16 protein-coding genes are annotated in these 21,109 nt (G+C 43.7%); 12 read left to right on the top strand and 4 right to left on the bottom strand.

What is annotated here, in order from left to right:
- Positions 1-61 precede the first annotated feature (61 nt).
- Positions 62-1,963 (top strand): beta-glucoside-specific PTS transporter subunit IIABC, encoded by a 1,902-nt coding sequence (locus IGJ01_RS10615; RefSeq protein ID WP_016613444.1) that lies wholly within the window; start codon positions 62-64, stop codon positions 1,961-1,963.
- Between the two features lie 91 nt (positions 1,964-2,054).
- A complete protein-coding gene (locus tag IGJ01_RS10610; protein ID WP_244731990.1) occupies positions 2,055-3,524 on the top strand; it encodes a glycoside hydrolase family 1 protein in 1,470 nt (489 codons plus the stop codon).
- A 49-nt stretch (positions 3,525-3,573) separates the two neighbouring features.
- On the opposite strand, the gene IGJ01_RS10605 is transcribed toward IGJ01_RS10610, so the two are convergent.
- The 3 genes from IGJ01_RS10605 to IGJ01_RS10595 form a co-directional block, all read right to left on the bottom strand.
- Complete coding sequence (locus IGJ01_RS10605; RefSeq protein WP_008378656.1) at positions 3,574-3,759, bottom strand: hypothetical protein; 186 nt, start codon at positions 3,757-3,759, stop codon at positions 3,574-3,576.
- A gap of 346 nt (positions 3,760-4,105) precedes the next feature.
- Positions 4,106-4,363: a hypothetical protein gene (locus IGJ01_RS10600; RefSeq protein ID WP_005235163.1), complete on the bottom strand. Its 258-nt coding sequence runs from the start codon at positions 4,361-4,363 to the stop codon at positions 4,106-4,108.
- Between the two features lie 106 nt (positions 4,364-4,469).
- Positions 4,470-5,645, bottom strand: coding sequence for a helix-turn-helix transcriptional regulator (locus IGJ01_RS10595; protein WP_244731987.1), 1,176 nt, complete (start codon positions 5,643-5,645; stop codon positions 4,470-4,472).
- Positions 5,646-5,805: 160 nt separating this feature from the next.
- Between IGJ01_RS10595 and IGJ01_RS10590 the strand changes: the two genes are divergently transcribed.
- The 7 genes from IGJ01_RS10590 (at position 5,806) to IGJ01_RS10560 (ending at position 15,462) form a co-directional block, all read left to right on the top strand.
- The gene (locus IGJ01_RS10590; RefSeq protein ID WP_244731984.1) at positions 5,806-8,007 is read left to right on the top strand and encodes a glycoside hydrolase family 3 N-terminal domain-containing protein; all 2,202 of its coding nucleotides are present in this window, start codon (positions 5,806-5,808) and stop codon (positions 8,005-8,007) included.
- A 19-nt stretch (positions 8,008-8,026) separates the two neighbouring features.
- On the top strand, positions 8,027-9,379 hold the full coding sequence (locus tag IGJ01_RS10585; protein WP_016613439.1) for a PTS sugar transporter subunit IIC: 1,353 nt from the start codon (positions 8,027-8,029) through the stop codon (positions 9,377-9,379).
- 9 nt (positions 9,380-9,388) lie between these two features.
- Positions 9,389-10,294 (top strand): ROK family protein, encoded by a 906-nt coding sequence (locus IGJ01_RS10580; protein WP_244731981.1) that lies wholly within the window; start codon positions 9,389-9,391, stop codon positions 10,292-10,294.
- Positions 10,287-11,651, top strand: coding sequence for a glycoside hydrolase family 1 protein (locus tag IGJ01_RS10575; protein ID WP_430601048.1), 1,365 nt, complete (start codon positions 10,287-10,289; stop codon positions 11,649-11,651). Before IGJ01_RS10580 ends, IGJ01_RS10575 begins: the two co-directional genes overlap by 8 nt.
- Positions 11,652-11,654: 3 nt before the next feature.
- A complete protein-coding gene (locus IGJ01_RS10570; protein WP_061054302.1) occupies positions 11,655-12,626 on the top strand; it encodes an alpha/beta hydrolase in 972 nt (323 codons plus the stop codon).
- Positions 12,627-12,628: 2 nt separating this feature from the next.
- Entirely contained in the window at positions 12,629-14,329 is a 1,701-nt protein-coding gene (locus IGJ01_RS10565; RefSeq protein ID WP_194188329.1) for a DUF4091 domain-containing protein, read from the top strand.
- Between the two features lie 245 nt (positions 14,330-14,574).
- On the top strand, positions 14,575-15,462 hold the full coding sequence (locus tag IGJ01_RS10560; protein ID WP_005235175.1) for an SDR family oxidoreductase: 888 nt from the start codon (positions 14,575-14,577) through the stop codon (positions 15,460-15,462).
- 84 nt (positions 15,463-15,546) lie between these two features.
- On the opposite strand, the gene IGJ01_RS10555 is transcribed toward IGJ01_RS10560, so the two are convergent.
- Positions 15,547-17,052 (bottom strand): helix-turn-helix domain-containing protein, encoded by a 1,506-nt coding sequence (locus tag IGJ01_RS10555; RefSeq protein WP_244731969.1) that lies wholly within the window; start codon positions 17,050-17,052, stop codon positions 15,547-15,549.
- 139 nt (positions 17,053-17,191) lie between these two features.
- Between IGJ01_RS10555 and IGJ01_RS10550 the strand changes: the two genes are divergently transcribed.
- The 3 genes from IGJ01_RS10550 to IGJ01_RS10540 are packed head-to-tail and all read left to right on the top strand — an operon-like array spanning position 17,192 to position 21,056.
- Positions 17,192-17,812 carry a WxL domain-containing protein gene (locus tag IGJ01_RS10550; protein WP_005235179.1) on the top strand — a complete coding sequence of 207 codons (621 nt, stop codon included), beginning with the start codon at positions 17,192-17,194 and terminating at the stop codon, positions 17,810-17,812.
- Positions 17,813-17,828: 16 nt separating this feature from the next.
- Complete coding sequence (locus IGJ01_RS10545; RefSeq protein ID WP_086373084.1) at positions 17,829-18,878, top strand: DUF916 and DUF3324 domain-containing protein; 1,050 nt, start codon at positions 17,829-17,831, stop codon at positions 18,876-18,878.
- Between the two features lie 18 nt (positions 18,879-18,896).
- On the top strand, positions 18,897-21,056 hold the full coding sequence (locus IGJ01_RS10540) for a lectin-like domain-containing protein (protein WP_430601047.1): 2,160 nt from the start codon (positions 18,897-18,899) through the stop codon (positions 21,054-21,056).
- Positions 21,057-21,109: the final 53 nt, after the last annotated feature.

Genomic DNA, 21,109 nt, shown 5'->3' with positions numbered 1-21,109 from the left:
TTGTAGAAATGGCCGGTCTTTTTATTTTTATTAAATGATCTATTAAAAAGGAGAAATCAAAATGGCAAAATATACTGAATTAGCACAAGACATTTTGGCCCACGTTGGCGGCAAAGAAAATGTCTCTTCTGTAAAACACTGTGTGACTCGCTTACGTTTCCACTTAAAAGACGAAAGCAAAGCAGACACAGATTATTTGCAAAAACGTGACGGTGTCGTGACCGTTGTCAAAGCAGGCGGACAATACCAAGTGGTTATCGGTAATCATGTGCCAGATGTTTACGATGAAGTGCTGAAAGTCGGCGGATTAGCCGATGGCGGCAGTCTTGATATCGACGAAGGCGACGAAAAGAAAGGCAGTTTGTTTGACCGCTTTATCGATGTCATCTCAAGCTTGTTTCAACCGTTCTTAGGTCCATTAGCGGCAGCCGGTATTTTAAAAGGGATCACGGCGCTACTTGCAGCAACTGGGATGGAAGCGACCAATGGAATCTATGTAGTAATGAATACCCTAGGCGATGGTTTGTTCCAATACTTACCTATGATCTTAGCCGTAACTGCTGCAAAGAAATTCAAGATGAATACCTATACAGCATTAGCGATTGCAGGTGCGATGGTCTATCCTGGTTTAGCAGAAAGCGTTGCTGAAGCGAGCAAAGTCTTTGGTCTAACCTTGACCTTACCAGCAGGTGGCTACTTTAATAGCGTACTGCCGATTATTTTAGCGATTTTTGTCGCTTCGAAAATTGAACAGTTTATGCGCAAAGTTACACCTGATGTAGTCAAAATGTTTGTGGTTCCTTTTGTAACGATTTTGATCACTGTGCCGTTGACCTTCTTTGTGGTAGGTCCAGTCGCAAATACAGCATCTAGCTGGATCGGTATTGCTTTCCAAGCGGTTTATGATTTCAGCCCAATCATTTATGGATTTGCTTTAGGGGCATTATGGCAAGTATTGGTAATGTTTGGTCTTCACTGGGGTCTTGTGCCATTGGCGATCATGGATATGGCGCAAAACGGCTCTTCGATTATTTTGACCGCCGCTGTGCTACCATGTTTCACGCAAACGGGTGTGCTAGCAGCGATTTGGTTGAAAACGAAAGAACCAAAAGTCAAACAAGGCGCAATGCCAGCATTGATCTCATCGATCTTCGGTGTGACTGAACCTGCGATCTACGGTTACACTTTGCCAATGAAAACACCATTTATCGTTTCTTGTTTAGTTTCAGGTTTCGTTGGTATCTACTTGTCAATCTTTAACGTTACTGGTTACGCAATGGGCGGTATGGGCATCTTCTTGTATCCTGCATATATCGATCCAGCAACAGGCAGCTTCCATAGCGTGATCCACTTAGCCATCGGTACAGTTATTGCAATCGTAGCGTCATTTATCATCATGATGTTATTGAAAGTACCAACTTTGTATACAACTGTTGATTCACCAGTCGACGGTCAAGCAACACCAGCAGCACCAGCACCAGAAGTAAAAACCGTTTCTGCCAGCGTCAAAGATGAAACAGTCAAAAGTCCAGTAACCGGTCAAGTGGTTGCTTTAGCAGATGTGGAAGACAAAGTCTTTTCTTCAGGTGCTATGGGAAAAGGGATCGCCGTTGAACCAGCGATCGGTGAAATCACTGCTCCAGCAGATGCAGAAGTCAAAATCTTGTTTCCAACAAAACATGCCATCGGCTTAGTCACTGAGGATGGGACAGAATTATTGATCCACATCGGCATGAATACGGTGGAACTTGAAGGCAATCACTTTACTGCCTACATCAACCAAGGAGACAAAGTCAAAGCCGGTCAAAAATTGATCTCTTTTGATACTGAAGCGATTCGTGCGGAAGGCTATTCCTTACTGACACCAGTCATCGTCACAAACTCTAACGACTACAGTGACATCCAAACGACACAGTCAAAAGAAGTAACAGCGAACGACAATTTGATCGAAGTCGTAAAATAAATGCGTTTATCGGCACGTCGTAGGATCAGTAAGAATGCTTTCTTACTGATCCGCTGTGTCGATCAATAAAGAAAAAGAAAGTAGGCTAATCATGACAGAAAAACAATTTCCAAAAGGCTTTTTATGGGGCGGCGCCACTGCAGCCAACCAATTTGAAGGAGCATGGAACGAAGGCGGACGTGGCCCAGCGACATCCGATACGGCGATCGCTGTCAAACCAGAAGACCGTAAAAACATGGCAGAATTTGCTGCACCAATGACTCGGGAAAAAGTCTTGTTTGCCTTAAATGACAACGAAGGCTTGTATCCAAAACGTTGGGGATCAGATTTCTACCATCGTTACAAAGAAGATATCGCCTTGTACGCAGAGATGGGCTTTAAAACGTTCCGTCTGTCCATCGCTTGGTCAAGAATTTTTCCAAATGGTGACGATGTTCAGCCAAATGAAGAAGGCTTGCAATTTTATGACAACGTGTTTGATGAGTGTGCAAAATACGGGATCGAACCCTTAGTGACCCTCTCTCACTACGAAACACCTATCGGGATCGCGTTAAACTATGGCGGCTGGAAAAATCGCCAAGTGATCGATTTGTTCGTCAAATACGCAGAAACTGTGTTGACCCGCTACAAAGACAAAGTCAAATATTGGTTGACCTTCAATGAAATCAATATCATGGGGATCTCTGGCTATGTTGGCGGTGCCTTGTTATCCGAAGATGGCACGCAAAACCTTTCTGACATGTATCAAGCTGTGCATCATCAATTTGTGGCTTCTAGTTTAGCAACAAAATTTGCCCACGAAATCAATCCTGATATCAAAGTAGGGATGATGTTGGCACGGATGCAAGCCTACCCAGCTACACCAAATCCAGCAGATGTGATGGAAGAAATCAAGCGTGACCACGAGAATCTCTTCTTCTCTGATGTCCAAGTTCGTGGGAAGTATCCAGCGTATACGAAGCGCTTCTTTAAAGAAAACGGCATCGAAGTGACCTTCGAAGATGGCGATTTAGACATTCTTGCGCAATACCCTGTCGACTTCATGTCCTTTTCTTACTACATGAGTTCTATTGCCCGCCACAATCCTGAAGAAGGCGGCGAAGCAACGGCCGGCAACTTTTCTTTAGGCGAATCAAACCCTTACTTGGAAGCCTCTGACTGGGGGTGGCAAATCGATCCAATCGGCTTGCGTGTGACTTTGAATAACTTGTACGACCGCTACCAAGTACCATTGTTTATCGTTGAAAACGGCTTAGGTGCCTTGGATACGGTGGAAGAGGATGGTTCGATCCATGACAGCTATCGAATCGATTATTTGAAGGCGCATATCGAACAAATGTATGAAGCGATCGAAGATGGTGTGGAATTGATGGGCTATACGCCTTGGGGTTGTACCGACTTAGTTTCGGCTTCAACGTCAGAAATGTCGAAACGTTATGGCTTTGTCTATGTAGACGCGGATGATGAAGGAAATGGCAGCTTTGATCGTTCTCGCAAAGATAGTTTCTACTGGTACAAAGAAGTCATTGCCACCAATGGCGGTAGTTTGTTACAGGATTAAAAATAAACCAAAGCGGCTCTCAAAAAAGAGAGCCGCTTTTTTGTTGTGCTCAGTAAAAAAAGAAGAGAAAGGGGGTTAGCAGCTGCCATGCTAGAAAGATCAATGAAACAGTCAACGCCCATTTTTTCATTTTGGGCTTAGGCACAAGGGATTCGGGCATCAAATAGACGAGAGAGAATACTGTAAGAAAAAACAGCAGGGTCAGTGGTTGGACGACAAAGGTCAGCCAGTTCATAGGGTAAGCTCCTTTTATGAGGATAGATGATTTGTTCTTTTGTGTTATTATTTTGCAAATTCATTATATATTTAGTTCGTTAAAAAGGCAAGGAGCTCATGGAATAACGATCGTGTGCAGGAAGGGGGGAGAAAAACGAGTGGCACATCCTTGTATTTTGATTCGAATCTTTCTAGAGTAACACAGTAAGCTTGAGGTTAGAATCAGAACTAGCAATAAAAAAGCCCCTTTTCAGGGGAGGGGAGCTCTTTAAAAAGATAGGAAGAAACCCGTGTATTTGATGGAGCTATTGGTCCCTAGTTGCTGGGGACCTGACTAATTTACGTGGAAAACCCGCCACTGTCATTCACCGTTTTCTGATCCTCAAGTAGAAAATAAAACAAAGAAGACTAGCCGAAATCAAGAAACCCATAAAATAGAAAGTTAGCTGCATGTCAGGCATCGTATAGGAATACTCTAAAATCTTACAAACAAAGATCACTAAAGAAACCGTGATGGATAAGGAAACCCATGTGAAACGCGGCAATCGTTTCGTTACGATGATCAATCCTAACGAAAAAAAGATGACTGGTACCCAAAAGATCAAGCGAGCAAGTTGGATCATTTTATCTCTCCTCATTCAAATTGATTTGAGTAAAAGGATAGCTTACAACGTTTGTTATTAAAAATAATAACCATTGTTTCTGAGCATTTTTTCGGAAATTGTGTCTTTAACTTAAAGCATGAGCGTAATGTTTCTCTTTAAATTCTTTTGGTGTTTGCCCGGTAACGGCTTTGAAATTGCGGATAAAATGGCTTTGATTGGCGAATGCCAACTGGGTGCTGATTTTTTCGTAGGAAAAATCTGTGAACAGCAATAGATGCTTGGCTTCGCTGATCTTTCGTTCCTGAATGTAGCTGTGGATCGTTTTGTTCATTTCTTTTTTGAACTGATTACATAGATGGGTCTTATGTTTTTGAGTGATGGCTGCGAGATCATCAATGGTCACTTTTTCATAGAGATGGCTGTCGACATAATTCACAATCGTCTTGACCAACAGTGATTTTTGCGCCAGCGGATAGCTATGCAGAAGCTCCATAAAGCGGTAGGTGGCTTCTTTGATATAGCGGAGGCACTCCTCGGCAGAATGAATATAAACCAGACCTTGGATCAATGAATCAGATAAGCCGAATGCTTGGTTGACTGGTACTCCTTCATCAATGCTCATGCGGGTCACGACAGCGACAAAGGCCGAAAACTTTAGTTTTAAGCCTTCCAGTTCATGAGGGGAAAGGGAAACACTGTAGGTCTCTTTCATTTTGTTAAATACCCAGACTACTTTTTCCGGCTCGTTTCGTTTGATGTAGTCAAGATAGCGCAATTCAAAATGATAGGAATCAAAGGTAGCTTCATGCACACGGCGTTCATAAAGATTGGTTTCCAAGCTAAGATCTGTTTGCATGGATCGGTCGTGGGATTCAGTTTGGTAATGCCAATGGATTTGTTCTTTTGCCAACGGCTGCTCCGCAAACAGCGTATAAAGCAGCTGGATGTATTCTTCAAAGGAGTATTTGTCTTCTTTGGAATAGTGCACATTGTAGTGGTATTCATGTTCAAGAAATAGGTAAGACGTATCTGGTGTACCAATCACTCCACAGGGTCCGATGACCATATAACAGGTTTTTCCAGCTAACTGAAACGCAAAACAACCAAGCATATATTTGCCGAAATGATAGAGATTTGCAACTGGGCCGTTCGTTTCTTCCAAATAGTGTTTCAGAGGATTCTTGGCTGTTAAGGTGAGTGGGGGATACAGCGGAGTCCCTTCTTGATCCAAGAGAATCATCGGGATCAAATATTTGCGATAAAGCAGATCCATGGCGGTCGTCAGTGTTGTTTTGTTCATGAGACACCTCAAAGTCCAAACATTGTTTTTTCTTTTAGTATAACGTAAATTTTTTAGCATTCAATAAACAATTTATTATAAACACTAGTTTTTTAGTATAACTAAGGAAGGATTCTTTCTATAATTCAGATAAATAAAACGGTTACAGGAAGGAGTAAACATGGATAGTAAAAAATTGAAAGAATTGTTTCAGCAATTGACGCCAGAAGAAAAAATCGCTCAGACGATTCAATTGAATGGCAGTTTAGTCATTGAAAATGAGGTGATGACTACTGGCCCGATGCAAGATTTAGGGCTTCCACCAAATTTGAAGATTCACGAGATTGGTTCGATTTATAATGTGAACGATTACCAAAAATTGATTCAGTTACAGAGGGAAACGTTAGCACACAGCCGACTAAAGATTCCTATGCTGTTTATGTCGGACGTCATCTACGGGTTTCGAACGATTTTTCCGATTCCCCTTGCCCAAGCAGGTTCCTACGATTTTAATTTGATCGGGCAAGCCGCTGAGATGACCGCCAAAGAATGTTACCAAAATGGCCTTCATGTGATCTTTTCACCCATGCTGGATCTTGTTCGCGATCCTCGCTGGGGCAGAGTGATGGAGTCGCCAGGAGAGGATGTGTATACGGCAAAACGTTTTGCTAAAAGCGTCGTGACCGGCTACCAAGGCAATCTTGATCAAGGAGTGGCAGAAAATCACGTTGCTGCTTGCATCAAACATTTTGCTGGTTATGGTGCACCCGAAGCGGGCAGAGAATACAATACGGTCGATATGTCCAATCAGCGCTTATTCAATGAATATTTGCAACCCTATCAAGCGGCGATCGAAGCCCAAGCACTGCTAGTGATGACGGCCTTCAACCTATTGAATGGTGAACCTGCAACGGGTAGCCGCTGGTTGAACCGAGAGATTTTGCGCGAACGTTTCGGTTTTGATGGGGTACTGGTCTCCGATCATGCCGCCATCAAAGAATTGGTCCCCCACGGTTTTGTCAAAGATGAACGGGAGGCCGCTCAGAAAGGTTTGGAAGCGGGCGTTGATTTTGATATGATGACATCGGTCTATGCGACGCACTTGCCAGAACTGATTAAACAACCCGAATTAGCCGCGTTGCTGGATGAAGCAGTCTGGCGAATTCTCGTACTAAAAAATCAATTAGGTTTGTTTGAGGAACCCTATCGAGGGTTGAAAACGCAACAAACTGGAGAGGTTTTGTCGGATAAAGCCAAAGAGCTAGCCGTTAAGCTAGTAGAAAAAAGCTGTGTGCTTTTAAAAAATGAGGGCAGCTTACCTTTGAAAAAGGACCAAACCGTCGCTGTGATCGGTCCTTATGGAGAAAGCCGGTTGACCTTAGGTTTTTGGGCGTCAGTCAGCGGCAAGCCACAAGACACGATTCCTTTAAAAACCGGTTTGCTGCAGCATTTCGCACCCGAAAACTTGATCTTTGCTCGTGGATACAATCTATTCGACTCGTATGAGAAATTTGGTCCTTTAAAAGCCGGGATCGAACAGCTGAATGGACCGATCGAACCAGAAGATCAGTTGCTTTTGGAAGCCATGGAAGCCGCCGAAGCCGCCGAAGTTATCGTCTTGACTTTTGGAGAGCAGTTTTTGGAGAGCGGCGAAGGGGCATCAAAAGCTCATTTGCAGCTGCCATTGAAACAAATTCGTTTGATCCAAGCGTTGAAAAAAACTGGCAAGCCTTTGATTGGCGTGCTTTACACTGGCAGACCGTTAGTCTTAACACAAGTGGAAGCATTATTTGATAGTCTGTTGCTCGTATGGTATCCAGGAACGATGGGCGGGATCGGGATCGCCAATCTGTTGAGTGGGCAGGCTTCTCCGACGGCAAAACTGGCGATGACCTTTCCTCGGAGTGAAGGACAGATCCCACTATACAGTGCCCAACTGCCAACGGGCAGACCTTTGACAGATAGTGAGCATTCTGATCGCTTTTTGTCAAAATACCGCGATGAATCAAATGAACCCTTATTCGCATTCGGAACAGGTCTTAGTTACAGTTCGTTTACTGGTGAATGGCTTGGTAGTGAAGTATCTAGCGAGACAATCCATTTGGCTTATCGAGTGAAAAACCAATCGGCAATAGCTGCAGAAACCGTCATCCAAATTTATCTCATGCAGCGCCCAGCGGCAATGGTTCGTCCAAGTCGCCAATTAATTGCGAGTGACCTCATCTCATTCGCGCCCCAAGAAGAAAAAGAGCGCAGATTGTCACTGCCGTTGTCAGAACTTGTTTTCTATGACAATCAAGGGAAGAAACACATAACCAAAGGTACTTATCGATTCCTAATGCGGATCGATCAAAAAGAAACGATGCTTAGTGTAACGATCTAAACTAAAGGAGTGAGAAAGAATGGAAAAATTAGAAGCATTTTTAAGTAGCAAACTATTACCAATGTCACAAAAATTACAACAAAACAAAGTATTGGCCGCTTTGATGGAGGGTTTTATTCGAACAAGTCCCATCACTTTAGGAATTGCGTTTATCACGATCATTGGAAATTTTCCGATTCCTGGTTGGACGGACTATTTGACGAAAATTGGCATCTTCCAGCATGTTGAAGCGATCACCAACGGAGCAACTGGCGTTTTTGCCTTGTATGTTGTATACAGTTTGGCGTATTCTTACGCAAAACAATTAGGAAGCAATGAACGCAATTCAGCGATTATTTCTTTAGCTAGTTTCATTATGTTGATGCCACAAACCGTCGCAACGACTGTTATGCAAGATGGTCAAGCAGTGGAACAAACGATTGGAGCTTTGAAGCTTGATTTCTTAGGCGGACAAGGACTGTTTATCGGCATGCTGACCGCTTTGTTGGTCACTCGCTTTTATGCTTTCTTATCGAGAAAAAACATTATGATCAAGCTACCGGATAGTGTTCCCCCAATGGTAACCCAATCTTTAGCACCAGTGTTTGTTGTCACGATCATTTTTGCAGTCGTCTTTGTCTTACGTGTCTTATTTGGGTTTACTTCATCCGGTTCGATTTTCCAATTCTTTATCGATGTGATCAATGCGCCGTTGAACTCCTTAGTTGCCAGCCCGCTATCGATCATCATCATTATGGAATTATTAGCTGTTTTATGGTTTTTCGGAATTCATAATGCAGTTTTACAAGGACCACTCGGGGCGATTAGTATGACCATGGTCGTTTCAAATATTGCCGCTTACCAACAAGGACAAGCGCTGCCTTATCTGATTCCTTCAGTGATTTATATGGGCATGTATGCTGCTGGCTTCATGGGCTTTGTGACCTTCTTTATGATCCGCAGCAAATCGGCAAAAATGAAACAATTAGGAAAATTGTCGTTTATCCCGTCGATCTTTAACATCACAGAGCCAATCATGTTCGGGATGCCGATTATTTTGAATCCGTTGTTCTTTATTCCGCAAGTCTTTACACAATTGATCGCTGGCTTTGTGACCTGGGGATTGGCAACAACGATCCTCCCAATCAGCTTGAATCCAACCATGAGTCTATTGCCATGGACCACACCGACTTTTATCAAAATGCCCTTTTCAGGAGGGCTTAACTACACGATCTTAATGATCATCTGTATGCTGATCGGTATTGTTATGTGGTATCCGTTTCTAAAAATTGCGGATAAAAAAGAGTACGAATTAGAAATGGCTGCTGAAAAAAAGCAAGCAAGTGAAGCAGCAAAAATGACAGAAAAAGTCGTGGAAGAAATTCAAGCGTAAACAAAGGAAGTGGCACATTTGGTTTATTTAGGAATTGATATCGGTGGGACGCACATCAAAACGGGATGGGTTGAAAAAAATGAAGTCACCGACGGACGAAGTTTTCCCACCCCGGCAACGCTGGCGGCATTTAGTGAAACTATCAAAACGATCCTCCAAAGCTATGCCCGTCAAGATTCTTTCACGAAAGTGGCGATCGCAGTCCCTGGTTCAGTTAATGAAACAGGGACGGTCTTCTTTGGTGGTGCCTTGCCATACCTTGATGGGGTAAATTTGCCAGAATTGATCTGCCAGTTAAGCGATGGCATGGTGACAGAGGTTACTGTCGAAAACGACGCAAAGGCCGCTGCGCTAGGGGAAATGAAAGCCGGCAATCTGCAAGGGATCAAAAATGGTGCGGCGATCATTTTAGGAACCGGCGTGGGAGTTGGTCTTTGTCTCAATGGAAAACTCTATCGTGGGCATCATGGACAAGCTGGTGAAGTCAGTTTTATGATTCGTGACCGACAAATGAGAGGCGCGGACTCTTTTGTGGGGATCGGTCTTTCGGCTGTCGGATTAATTGAGCGTTTGGCTGCTAGTATGGCTATCGCGCCTGATGGTCCTTTGGTCTTTGATACCCTTACGAAAACTGCTGATTCTGAGGCAGAGGCTTTATTTTTAGCTTATACCAAAGAAATCGCTGTCTTGTGTTTCGATCTTCAGTGTCTTTTAGCTCTGGAGAAAATCGTTATCGGTGGCGGGATCAGCCGTCAGCCACGCTTGATCGAAGCCATAGCTAGCAGCTATCAAGCTATTTTTAAAACCGCACCAATCATTGAGAAAACGCTGCAGCCAGTTGCGATCCAAGCCGCTTATTTTCAAGCGGACGCCAATTTGATCGGCGCAGCCAAGGAGGAACCGTGGGATGAGTAAATTTCCGGAAGCATTTTTGTGGGGAGCATCCACTAGTGCTTATCAAGTAGAGGGCGCATGGGCAGAAGACGGCAAAGGTCCCTCAGTGCAAGATATCAAAGAGATTCCGCAAGGGACCACTAATTTTAAAGTAGCATCAGATCACTATCATCGCTATGAAGAAGATGTGAAATTGTTTAAAGAATTAGGGTTAAAAGCCTATCGTTTTTCTATATCATGGAGTCGAGTCATGCCCGATGGTCAGGTCAACCCAGCAGGATTGGCGTTTTATCAAAAACTGATCGATCTGCTACTAGAAAACGAGATTCAACCGATCGTCACCGTTTTCCATTTTGACCTGCCCGTTGCGATCGCGAAGCAAGGTGGGTGGGAAAACCGAGAGACGATCCAAGCATTTGCTGATTACTGCCAAGTACTGTTCGAAAACTTTGGTCATCAAGTCCCGCTATGGCAAACCATCAACGAGCAAAATGTGATGGCACTTGCTGGTTCGGTCATTGGTACGAGTCAAAAATCCATGAAAGAAAAATTTCAAGAAAATCACCATATGCTAGTGGCCCAAGCATTGGTGACCCAACAGTTTCATGCCGGTAATTTTAGCGGCAAGATTGGCCCAGCACCGAATATCGCCAGTGTCTATCCAGCTTCTGAAAAACCAGCCGATCAGCTGGCAGCTCTTTCTATGAGTGCGCTGAGAAATTGGTTATTCCTAGATGCGGCTGTTTTCGGCACATACAACCATAACGCATGGCATTTGTTAGAGACGATTGGTGCAGCACCGACAGTCACTGAAGCAGATCGAAAGATTTTGGCAGCTGGAACATGTGATTACATCGCATTGAATTATTATAATACGATGACCGTCAGCAGCTATTTTCAAAAAGAGACAAAACTCGATCAACAGTCTGGTTTCGGGATTCCTGGCTTTTTCCAAGTAGTAGAAAACACCCATTTGCCAATGACTGAATTCGGTTGGCCGATTGATCCAGAAGGCTTTCGCTTTACGTTGAACGAAATCTATTCCCGTTATCGTCTGCCTCTTTTGATCACGGAAAACGGCATCGGTGCCAAGGATGTTTTGACAACTGATGGTAAAATCCACGATGATTATCGCATCGACTACTTGCAGCAGCACATAAAACAGATGGCATTGGCGATCGAAGACGGTGTCGATGTGATCGGCTATTGCCCGTGGAGTGCCATTGATCTCGTCAGTACTCACGAAGGCATCGCTAAACGGTACGGGTTTATCTATGTCAATCGTACGGACGAGCAGCTGTTGGACTTGGCGCGATACAAGAAAGATAGTTTTTATTGGTATCAAAACGTTATCGATAAAAACGGGTTAGGAGAGTAAGCGATGTTTTTTCAGGAATATCTATTTGATCCAGAAGCGCAAGCCGGTTTGACAGTGTACCTGCATGAGGAAAAAGCCGAGTATGAACGGGTGGGCGATCGTCCGTTTGTCTTGGTGATTCCCGGTGGCGGCTACTCCTTTTGCAGTGAGCGGGAAGCTGAGCCGATTGCTTTAAATTTTGCTGCCCAAGGCTTTCACGCCGGGGTCTTACGCTATCATGTAGGGACACATCGCAGTTTCAGCCATTCCTTAGCAGATGCAGAAAAAGCGATTACTAAAATCCGAGAACTTGCAAGTGAATGGGGAATCGATGCCGAAAAAATCGCTGTGATCGGCTTTTCTGCCGGCGGCCATTTGGCAGCGGCGTTATCAACACTCTCCTCAATGAAACCGAGCTTATGTATTTTAGGCTACCCAGCGATATTGTCTTCATTTGCTACTGTGATGAAGATCGATGCCCCTTCATTAGAGGAATGTGTCACAAAAGATACGCCGCCCACCTTTTTGTTTTCAACCTTTGAAGACAATGTCGTTCCTATCGAAAATTCATTGGCGTATCTGCAGGCCCTAGAAGATCACGAGGTTCCCTTTGAAAGTCATATTTTCCAAAAAGGACGTCACGGTCTTTCTTTGGCGACCGAACGCTTCGGTAATCGTAAAGAAATGGTTGATCCACGTTTTGCCCGTTGGTTTGATGAATGCGTCGAATGGCTAGAGTTGAACTGGGCAGATAAAGTTGCCCAGCCAGCTTTGTTTCCTGATTTAGGGCAGTGGCCAATTCGGGCATTACTCGAGTCAGGTGAAAACAAACGCTTGCTGTTGCAGGCTTTTCCATCATGGGCAGACAAAAGCCGCTTAAAAATCGTAAAAAACATCAGCTTGCAGCAACTACTAACGATCATGCCAGAAGCTTTTGAGAATGTTTCTTATCAAGCGCTTGTTTTGCAGCTGATTGATCCTAGAAAGGAAGAGTAAAAATGAAAGCAATCCTGGTCCATGAAAGCTATAAGGCTTCAACAGAATTGATCACCCAAGAGCCACAAGCGATTGAACAGTTATCAGCTGTTCGTAACAGTACTGCTGCTTGTCAGTTGCTGCTGCACGATGGCAACCGCAATCATTATATTATTGGCGACGAGTTTTCGATCCCCGATGAAATCGAGATTCCCATGATACGCGTTGAGATTTTTAGCGAATTGCCGGTCAAAGCGCAATTCGTCGACTATTATGTCGGTCAGCAGGAATTGGCGTACGCCGATAAATTACTTGAACGAACTGCCAAAACCTATCCTGGCGATCGCTTTGCGCCTCTTTATTTGGAGTGGCAGATCGATGAGACAATCAAACCGAAAGTTTATCCCGTGAAAATCAAGGTCTATCGGGCACACTTGACTAGCCAAGAGGAGTGCTTGTTAGAAAAGAACCTAACGATTGAAGTGGGCACTTTTACTTTTCCAAAAGAATATTTAGAAACGTTCCACTTAAATATGTGGCAGCAGCCCAGCAATTTGGCTCGCACCTTTGACGTTCCGTTATGGAGCGATGCCCACTTTGACTTGATCAAGGAAATGGCTGAGAGTCTCGCTGCGATCGGACAAAAAGCGATCACAGTGATCGCCGGAGAGATCCCTTGGAAGGGCTGGTTCAATTACATCGTCAAAGATTATCCCGCCAATTTATATGAGTATTCGATGGTAAAGGTCAAAAAGACGCCAGACGGAGAACTTTCCTGCGATTTTTCTGTGCTGACACGTTACCTTGATTGTTTTTTTGCTGCGGGCATCAAAGATGAAATTGATGTGTTTGGTTTATTAGGGGTCTGGGAACCGCCATTTTTTCCGTTAGTCAACTTGGACCATCCAGAAAAATTGGTGATTCGCTTTTATGATGAAGGGAAAGGCGCCTTTGGCTTTATTCATCAAAAAGCTGAGTTGCAGGAGTATCTACGCCAAGTATTTGATTATTTTAAAGGAAAGAATCTGTGGGAGAAGGTTCGCATCGTTTCTGACGAACCGAAGAAACATCAAATCGACAGTTTCCGAGCCTCGTTAGCTGTTTTAAAAGAAATTGATCCGTCGATCCAGATCAAAGCTGCTTTTGATAAAGAAGACGTGTTATTTGAGCTGCTGCCAGTGATCGATCATCCTGTGACTTCCTATTACTGTACTTGCAACCATTACGAAACACTAGCACAAAGCCATCCGGGCAAGATGCAGTACTATGTCTGCAATTATCCCGACAAACCAAATACCTTTTTGCATAGTCCCCTGTTAGAGACGCGAATGCAAGGAATCTTATCGTATCAGTTCAAAACAGACGGCTTTCTGCGTTGGGCCTACAATTGCTGGCCAGAACATGCTCGGTCCGATATTCGGTACAATACGAGCTCACTACCGATCGGTGATCTTTGTTTCGTCTATCCTGGCAATCACGGACATTTATTGTTGTCCCTAAGGTATAAACAACTACAGCGGGGGATTGAAGATTTCTATCTCTTGAAGACCGCTCAAGCTGCACAACCGCAGCAAACCGACGCCGTAGTAGCAGATTTTCTTAAAGTTACAGACACGAAACACTGGATGATCGACAGCCATCACAGTCATCCCGATGTTTTTCTACAGACCGCGGAGGAGATGGAGGCCTTTCATCGGGCCCTCCTCGAACTGCTAGAAAAGTAGCAAAATCAAACACTGCACCCAGAAATTTCACTACGATTTTCCAGAAGAATAGTGAGATACCTGTGGGCGTTTTCACTACTGATTCACGCAGCTTTTTCGTTTTACTAGGCATCTGTTTTCTTACAGATGCTTTTTTTCTGGTGAGCGTTTCGTTTTTCATTCCCTCCATCTTCCTTTACACTTTTAAGTAAGGTCATAACAAACGATGACAAATAGAAGTAGAAATAATCAAGGAGGAAACGAGCATGTCAGAAAAAATCAACAATCCGTTAACGAAGTATTATGATGGCAAATTTGAAAAACAGGTGCAAGAAGCACCGGCAATTCAAGGAAAGATGCAGCCAGTACCTGATTGCGGGGAAGAAAGCTACGCAGGTTCAGGCAAATTAGCTGGACGCAAAGCATTAGTGACCGGTGGTGATTCTGGTATTGGTCGAGCAGCAGCGATTGCTTTTGCCAAAGAAGGCGCCGATGTTGCAATCAACTATCTTCCTTTTGAAGAAGAAGACGCGCAAGAAGTCAAAGCAGTCATTGAAAAAGCTGGACGCAAAGCAGTTTTGATCCCAGGAGACTTGAAAGATGAAACTTTCGCTCGTCAATTGGTTCATGAAGCAGCCAAAGAATTAGGCGGGTTAGATACGTTGGTTCTAAATGCTGGGATGCAACAAGCGGTGAAGGACATCAAAGAGTTGACTACACAACAAATTCAAGATACCTTTACAACGAATATCATCTCGATGTATTGGACAGTCCAAGAAGCGTTGGATTATCTGCCAGCTGGTGGGAGCATCATCACGACTACTTCGATCCAAAGTGCGGAGCCTAGTGCCCATCTTTTAGACTATGCAGCCACGAAAGGTGCTATTACTTCCTTTAGTAAAGGGCTAGCTGCTCAATTAAGTGAAAAAGGCATTCGGGTCAATACGGTGGCTCCTGGTCCAATCTGGACACCACTTCAAATTTCGGGTGGACAGCCACAATCTGCGATCCCAGAATTTGGTCAAAAAGAACTGATGAAACGTGCTGGACAACCAGTCGAATTAGCACCAGTCTATGTTTTCTTAGCCTCTGATGAAGCAAGTTATGTAACTGGTCAAGTTTACAGTGTAACTGGCGGTAGCTTCTTCGCTTAAAATTCCTAGGACTAAAAATAGTAGAAAAAAAGCTCGAGCAAAGAGGCTCGGGCTTTTTTTGCGGATGAAAATGGAATCGGCAACTTATTTTCCTTGTTCGGCAAACATCTTGGTCATCATCAGTTGATTGATCTTTGCAAAAACGGCTGCCCACTCTTGCTCGGCTTGCAGGTTAGACAGTAAGACTAATTTTTCGGAAAACATCACTTCTTCATAATTATCCGTGATCAATAAATCTGCGGCTTCCATTTGTTTGACGAAAGTCACAGAAGCTTTAGAATAAATCGAACGAATCCTCGTCTCAATCATTTGCTTTGTGCGGTATTGAATCGTCGTTTGAATATAGATCGACACGGTCGGGGGCGTATTCATCTGTGTTTCCAAATACAAGAGATGAGCCAGATAAGGCAACTGTGTCTGTTCAAAATACTCTTTATCCAAGTCAGCAAATGGATACTTTTCAACATGGGTCAGTAAAAGTGTGCAGATTGCTTCATAGGTTCTGTCTTTGGAAGGAGCATTTTCAGTCAACAGTTGGTGTTCTAGCTGCCACACTTCCAGAAGATCGATGCCGATAATGATCGATAGATTGAAGACCAGCAGACAGCTGCTTAATAATTTTTCGAATTCGGCGGCTTCCTGACTTGGAGCAAAGGTATCGTGCCAATCTTTGATCATTGCAGTGAAAAAGCGCACAAGATCAGTATCAGAATGATTGATCTCTTGGATGATCGTTTGATTCTTTTCTTGGGGAACAACCCCTGGCAAAAAGACATGCAAAAAGAAATTCAAGTAAAGATACTCTGACTGAAGCATCTTTTCTGAGGCATAATCGGCACTCAAAAAAAGTGATTCGAGAATTTCTTCTGGTAAAAAACAATAGAAATTCATCAATCCCATGTATTTTTCAGGAATCGGTGGCAAATATTTTTTCTGGATCGTTCGGCTGACCACTGCTTGCCAAAATGCAGCGAGTTTATTTTTCGTCAACGGATCAAAGTGAGAAACAGCAAAGAACGCTGTAAACTCTTCGACATTTATATGGGAAACGCTCGGCAATAGCCACAAATCAGCAGGCGCACTTTGGGTCAAGAAACTGTAGGTGAAAATACGGATATCAAGCTCTTTTCCAGCAAGAACGATGCGATTATTCAGGTCTGTTCGAATTCGGATTTGAAATTTTTCCAATAGTTGGTTGATTTTCTTGATCAACCGATACATATGCGATTGGCTGACATGCAAATCCAAACATAATTGAGTCAAGGTCATTTGCGGGCGCCCAATCAAGTAATGAATCAGGTTGTATTGTGTGGAGTTGAGCAAGTAATGATACATCAATTGTGCATAAAAAGGTTCATCATCCTCTGTTCGATCAAGAAAATACTGATTGTAATGATTTTTTGATAGAAGCAGGTGAGGTGAGAGCAGCTGCAAATCTTCATTTAAAAAATAGATATATTTTTGCAGGCTTTTTTGCGGGATATTCAAAACTTCTGACAGTTGGACCAATGTCACTCCGTTGGAATTGCAGACAACTTTGAAAATCTCTAATTTCTTTTCTTCTGCGGGAGAAATGAATTCTCGATACATAAGGGATTCTCCTTTTTGGCGTTTTTTTTACGCTAAATCTGTGAACCGTATGATAACCATGATGGATTATACTTATGATAGATGAGAATAGAATGAAAAAACACCAATTAAATTATTATTTTTTAAGGCTGTTTTTTCGATGACCCTCGGTTTCTCATTAAAAAAAGTGAAGGAAGAGATGAAAATGAACAAAAAGGTACGAATGTTAGGTTTGGTCGGAATGGGTTTAGGAATGGCGCCCACTGCGGCAGCTGCAGCAGAAGCGAATCCAACGGCTTCAATGACGAGTCAAGCAACACTAACGATCGAACAAGGAATCTTGTCACTGGATCAGGTGACCAATTTTAACTTCGGTACAAGCAGTATCCAAGATATCGCTACCGATGAACAAGTGATTCAAACAACGTCGGATGAAGTGACATCGATCACGGATTACCGTGGACCAAATCAAGCTGGCTGGCAGTTGACTGCGCAATTATCGAAAATGACGAATGCCAGCGATAACGAGCTAGCAAATGCCAAAGTCACTTTAAATGGTTCAACGGCTTCGGGCGATGCAACGCTAGTATCGGGCACCGAATTGATGGTAGGGGCAACAGAACCTACATTGATCGCTTCTGCTAATGGGACGACCGGCTTAGCAACCAATGACTTTAACTTCTCCAATGCTTCATTAACCGTACCAAAACAAAATGTGAACAGCGGCACTTATAGTGGAACGATCACTTGGACATTATCAAACACCTATCAAGCAGAATAGCAAGGAAAGGGCGACAATGAAAAAACAAATCAAGTGCTTCGTACTCATTAGTTTCTTTATCAGTTTGTGTTGCTTTACGAAAGTCACCGGTCATGCACAGACCACACGGTTCACTGTAACCCCAGAACTTCCCCAAAATCAAGTCAGTGACGTCAGTTATTTCGACTTACTGGTAAATCATGAGACCGAACAGAATTTGACCGTTGCCCTTCATAATACAAGTTCAGAGCCGTTGACCATTAAAGCAGCAGCACTAAATAGTTATACGGCCTCTACTGGGATCATCGCGTACCAAGCAGAACAGACCGCCGAAGAGAACCAAGGAATCTCGTTTAGTCAATTGATTGAAAATCCGAGACAGACGATCCAGCTTGACCCTGGAGAAAGTCGTCAGGTCCATTTTACCCTTTCAATGAAGGCAAAAGAATTTGCAGGAGAAATACTTGGTGTGTTTGACTTTGAAGAAGAACCGGCGGAAACAACTGAAAGTCAGCAAACAAATCTGCAAGCCAACTATAAAATTCAACAAGGGGTCCGCTTGCGTCAGAATGTAGCAACCATGCCTGACCCCCAGTTGTCTTTGGTCAATTCTGAGGCGGTGGAAAGATATGGTTCTACAGCTCTCAAAAGTAGGATCCGCAATGATCAGCCCACAGCCTTTGGCAACATCACTGTCAAAACAGTGATACGTGAGCAAGATAGCGGTAACAAGGTCGGTGGGTTTTCTGCAGAGAATTTTCAAATAGCTCCGAATTCGGTTTTGGAGCTGTTTAGTGCCTTTGATCAGAACATTCTCGAACCGGGAACCTATCTATTAAGGATTGAGTTGAATGCGCCTAAAGGAACATGGGTGTTTGAGGATTCGGTGGTGGTTGATCGCAAGCAAGCCAACCTTATCAACCGTCAGACAACGTTAGGTGCAGCGTATCTTCAAAAACAGTACTGGCTCTATGCAGGAGGGCTACTTCTCTTCCTGTTTGTCCTACTTCTCTTGTTCATTTTATATAGGAGACGTAAAAAAGCAGAAGCAGATGTTAGGCTGTCAGTGCAAGAAGAATCAGAATGAAGAAAGCGGAGGACAGTGATGAAAAAGTTTGGCATTATCCGATGGGGCTATGTGTTCTTTTTTAGCATTTTGCTGCTATGTGGGAAACAAGAAATCGTCCATGCTGCGGTATCTGCGCCAGATTTTCCTACGTTAGCGATTGACGATTCTCTGATCACTCCTGTGGGACAAGCGGGGTCGCCACAAGGGGAACCGGGCGTTAATTATGTTCAGATTAATGATGGAGCTACTACCAACTCCAGTGGTGGTGTCTGGTTCAATAAGCCGGTTTCTTTTACTCGCTCTTTTCGGTTAGAAATGGCATTTTGTATCGATAATACAGCAACGGACAGCGATGGGCTCGCTTTTGTGATGCAAAGCAATGGCTTAAATGCGCTGGCAGAACAAGCAGGACCGACGATTGGCGTCTGGTCAAATACAGGAGGAACGACTCCTTTAAATACGGGGGCAATCCCGCAAAGTTTTGCGATTGAATTCGATACGTTCTATAATAATGCCGGTTTGACTGGGGACGGTATGATGGATCGCGATGTTCCTTCCGGCCATCATATCGCATGGAATTTTCCCGGCTCAAATGACGCATATACCACCGATGGCTGGCTGATTATCGATAAAGTCTTAAATCATCGTGATACGGTATCAGTGAGTGATATTTCCGATGGGGTGTGGCATAGTTTTACAGTAGTTTTTGATCAGCCAACGCAAACGTTGCGTTACACCGTACCAGATTTCGGTGTTGATGTGACGGTACCTGTTGATGACACCTTCAAATCAAATTTGAACCTGACTAATAGTGCACCGGTCTATTTTGGTTTTACTGGTGCAAACGGGGGCTATGTTCAAGAAAAAGCAGTGGCGTTTGTCGATGTTGAAGGATTAGTAGAACTTGAGATGCGAACCGGTGTTTTTGAAAAAGACCCAGTCAAACTATTGTTGGATACTGGTACGACACTTTCCCAGCCAGCCACTGTCGACAATAGCAAAACCATTACTTATGCGACCTATCTCTCCTATAAAAGCACCAGTGATCTAGCTGACTTGGAATCGGGAATCTTGCTCTCATCGCTTTTTCCAGAAGGACTATCATTAGTTCCCGAGGCGGTTTATTTTGGAAAAGCCAGTGAAATCATGGTTAATGGCATGCCGGAAGGCGGAACTGCCTTACCTTTTGTCATTGAAAATGGGCAATTGGTTGCGACACTGCCTGACATGGTCAAAGGGAATGAATACATCGTTCACTTTTCCGTCAATTACACAGAAGCGCCGCTCAATCAGAATTTAGATATAGCCATCCCTGTCCAAACTGTTTTTAATGGAAATGCTTTTGTTTCCAGTATGACGTCAGGTGATCCAGAAATTCATTATTATCAAATGACTGGAATCTTTCCACCAACGCTTACAACAGGTTCGGCGTCATTGGCAGAATCAAAAGCAGACCTGCAGATCGTGCGGCAAAAGCGCAATTCCTATATACCGATCACGATTGATGACCAAAACTCGACCCAAGCCAAAATATATGTCACGGAGTTCTTTACGGAGGATGTGACAATCACCGAAACCGATTTCTCTGAAGCAGCGTTGGTTGAACGGGGAACATTGTCGGAGCCGCTAACGGATACATTGGTGTTAGACACCGAAGAACTAGAACCAGGCACAACCTATTATCTGGCTTCCTATGTGATCGATACAGAAGGCAATCGATCGGCGACACGTTATTATGGGATTGACTTTCGTGGGATTGTAGAATTTCAGCGTGCGCCTGCTTCAATCACAGCGACAGTGACCTTGAATGAACTGGTACGATCCATCAGAGACGATGGCTTTGCTTATATAGCGATTGCTTTTGATCAAGAAGCCCTTTTGTCTATCAGCAATACCAGCGAAGGAACCTGGCAGTTAAGTGGACAGATAAAGGATTTTATGCAAGAGCAGCAACTATTGGCAGAGGAAATTCAGTTGGTACTCTATGATCCGGTGAGCAATCAGCTGGTGGCTTCTGTCACTTCTGAAGAACAAGTGATTTTCCAGCAGGAGCCAACAGGAGCAACGGACTTAACCTTGGATCTTCAGGAATATGATTGCTACTTTCGCTTTGTCCCCAAGTTAGATTTGATTTTACCAGGTACCTATACAGGCACAGTCAACTGGCTGTTGGAGAGTACAATCATTAATGAATAGAAAAAAAACGCCTATAAGGCGTTTTTTTCGTCTAAAAGTTTATGTCAGTCCCT

Source organism: Enterococcus sp. AZ089 (assembly GCF_050547225.1).
Taxonomy (GTDB): Bacteria; Bacillota; Bacilli; order Lactobacillales; family Enterococcaceae; genus Enterococcus_D; species Enterococcus_D entomosocium.
This window is presented reverse-complemented; position numbering and strand designations above follow the sequence as displayed.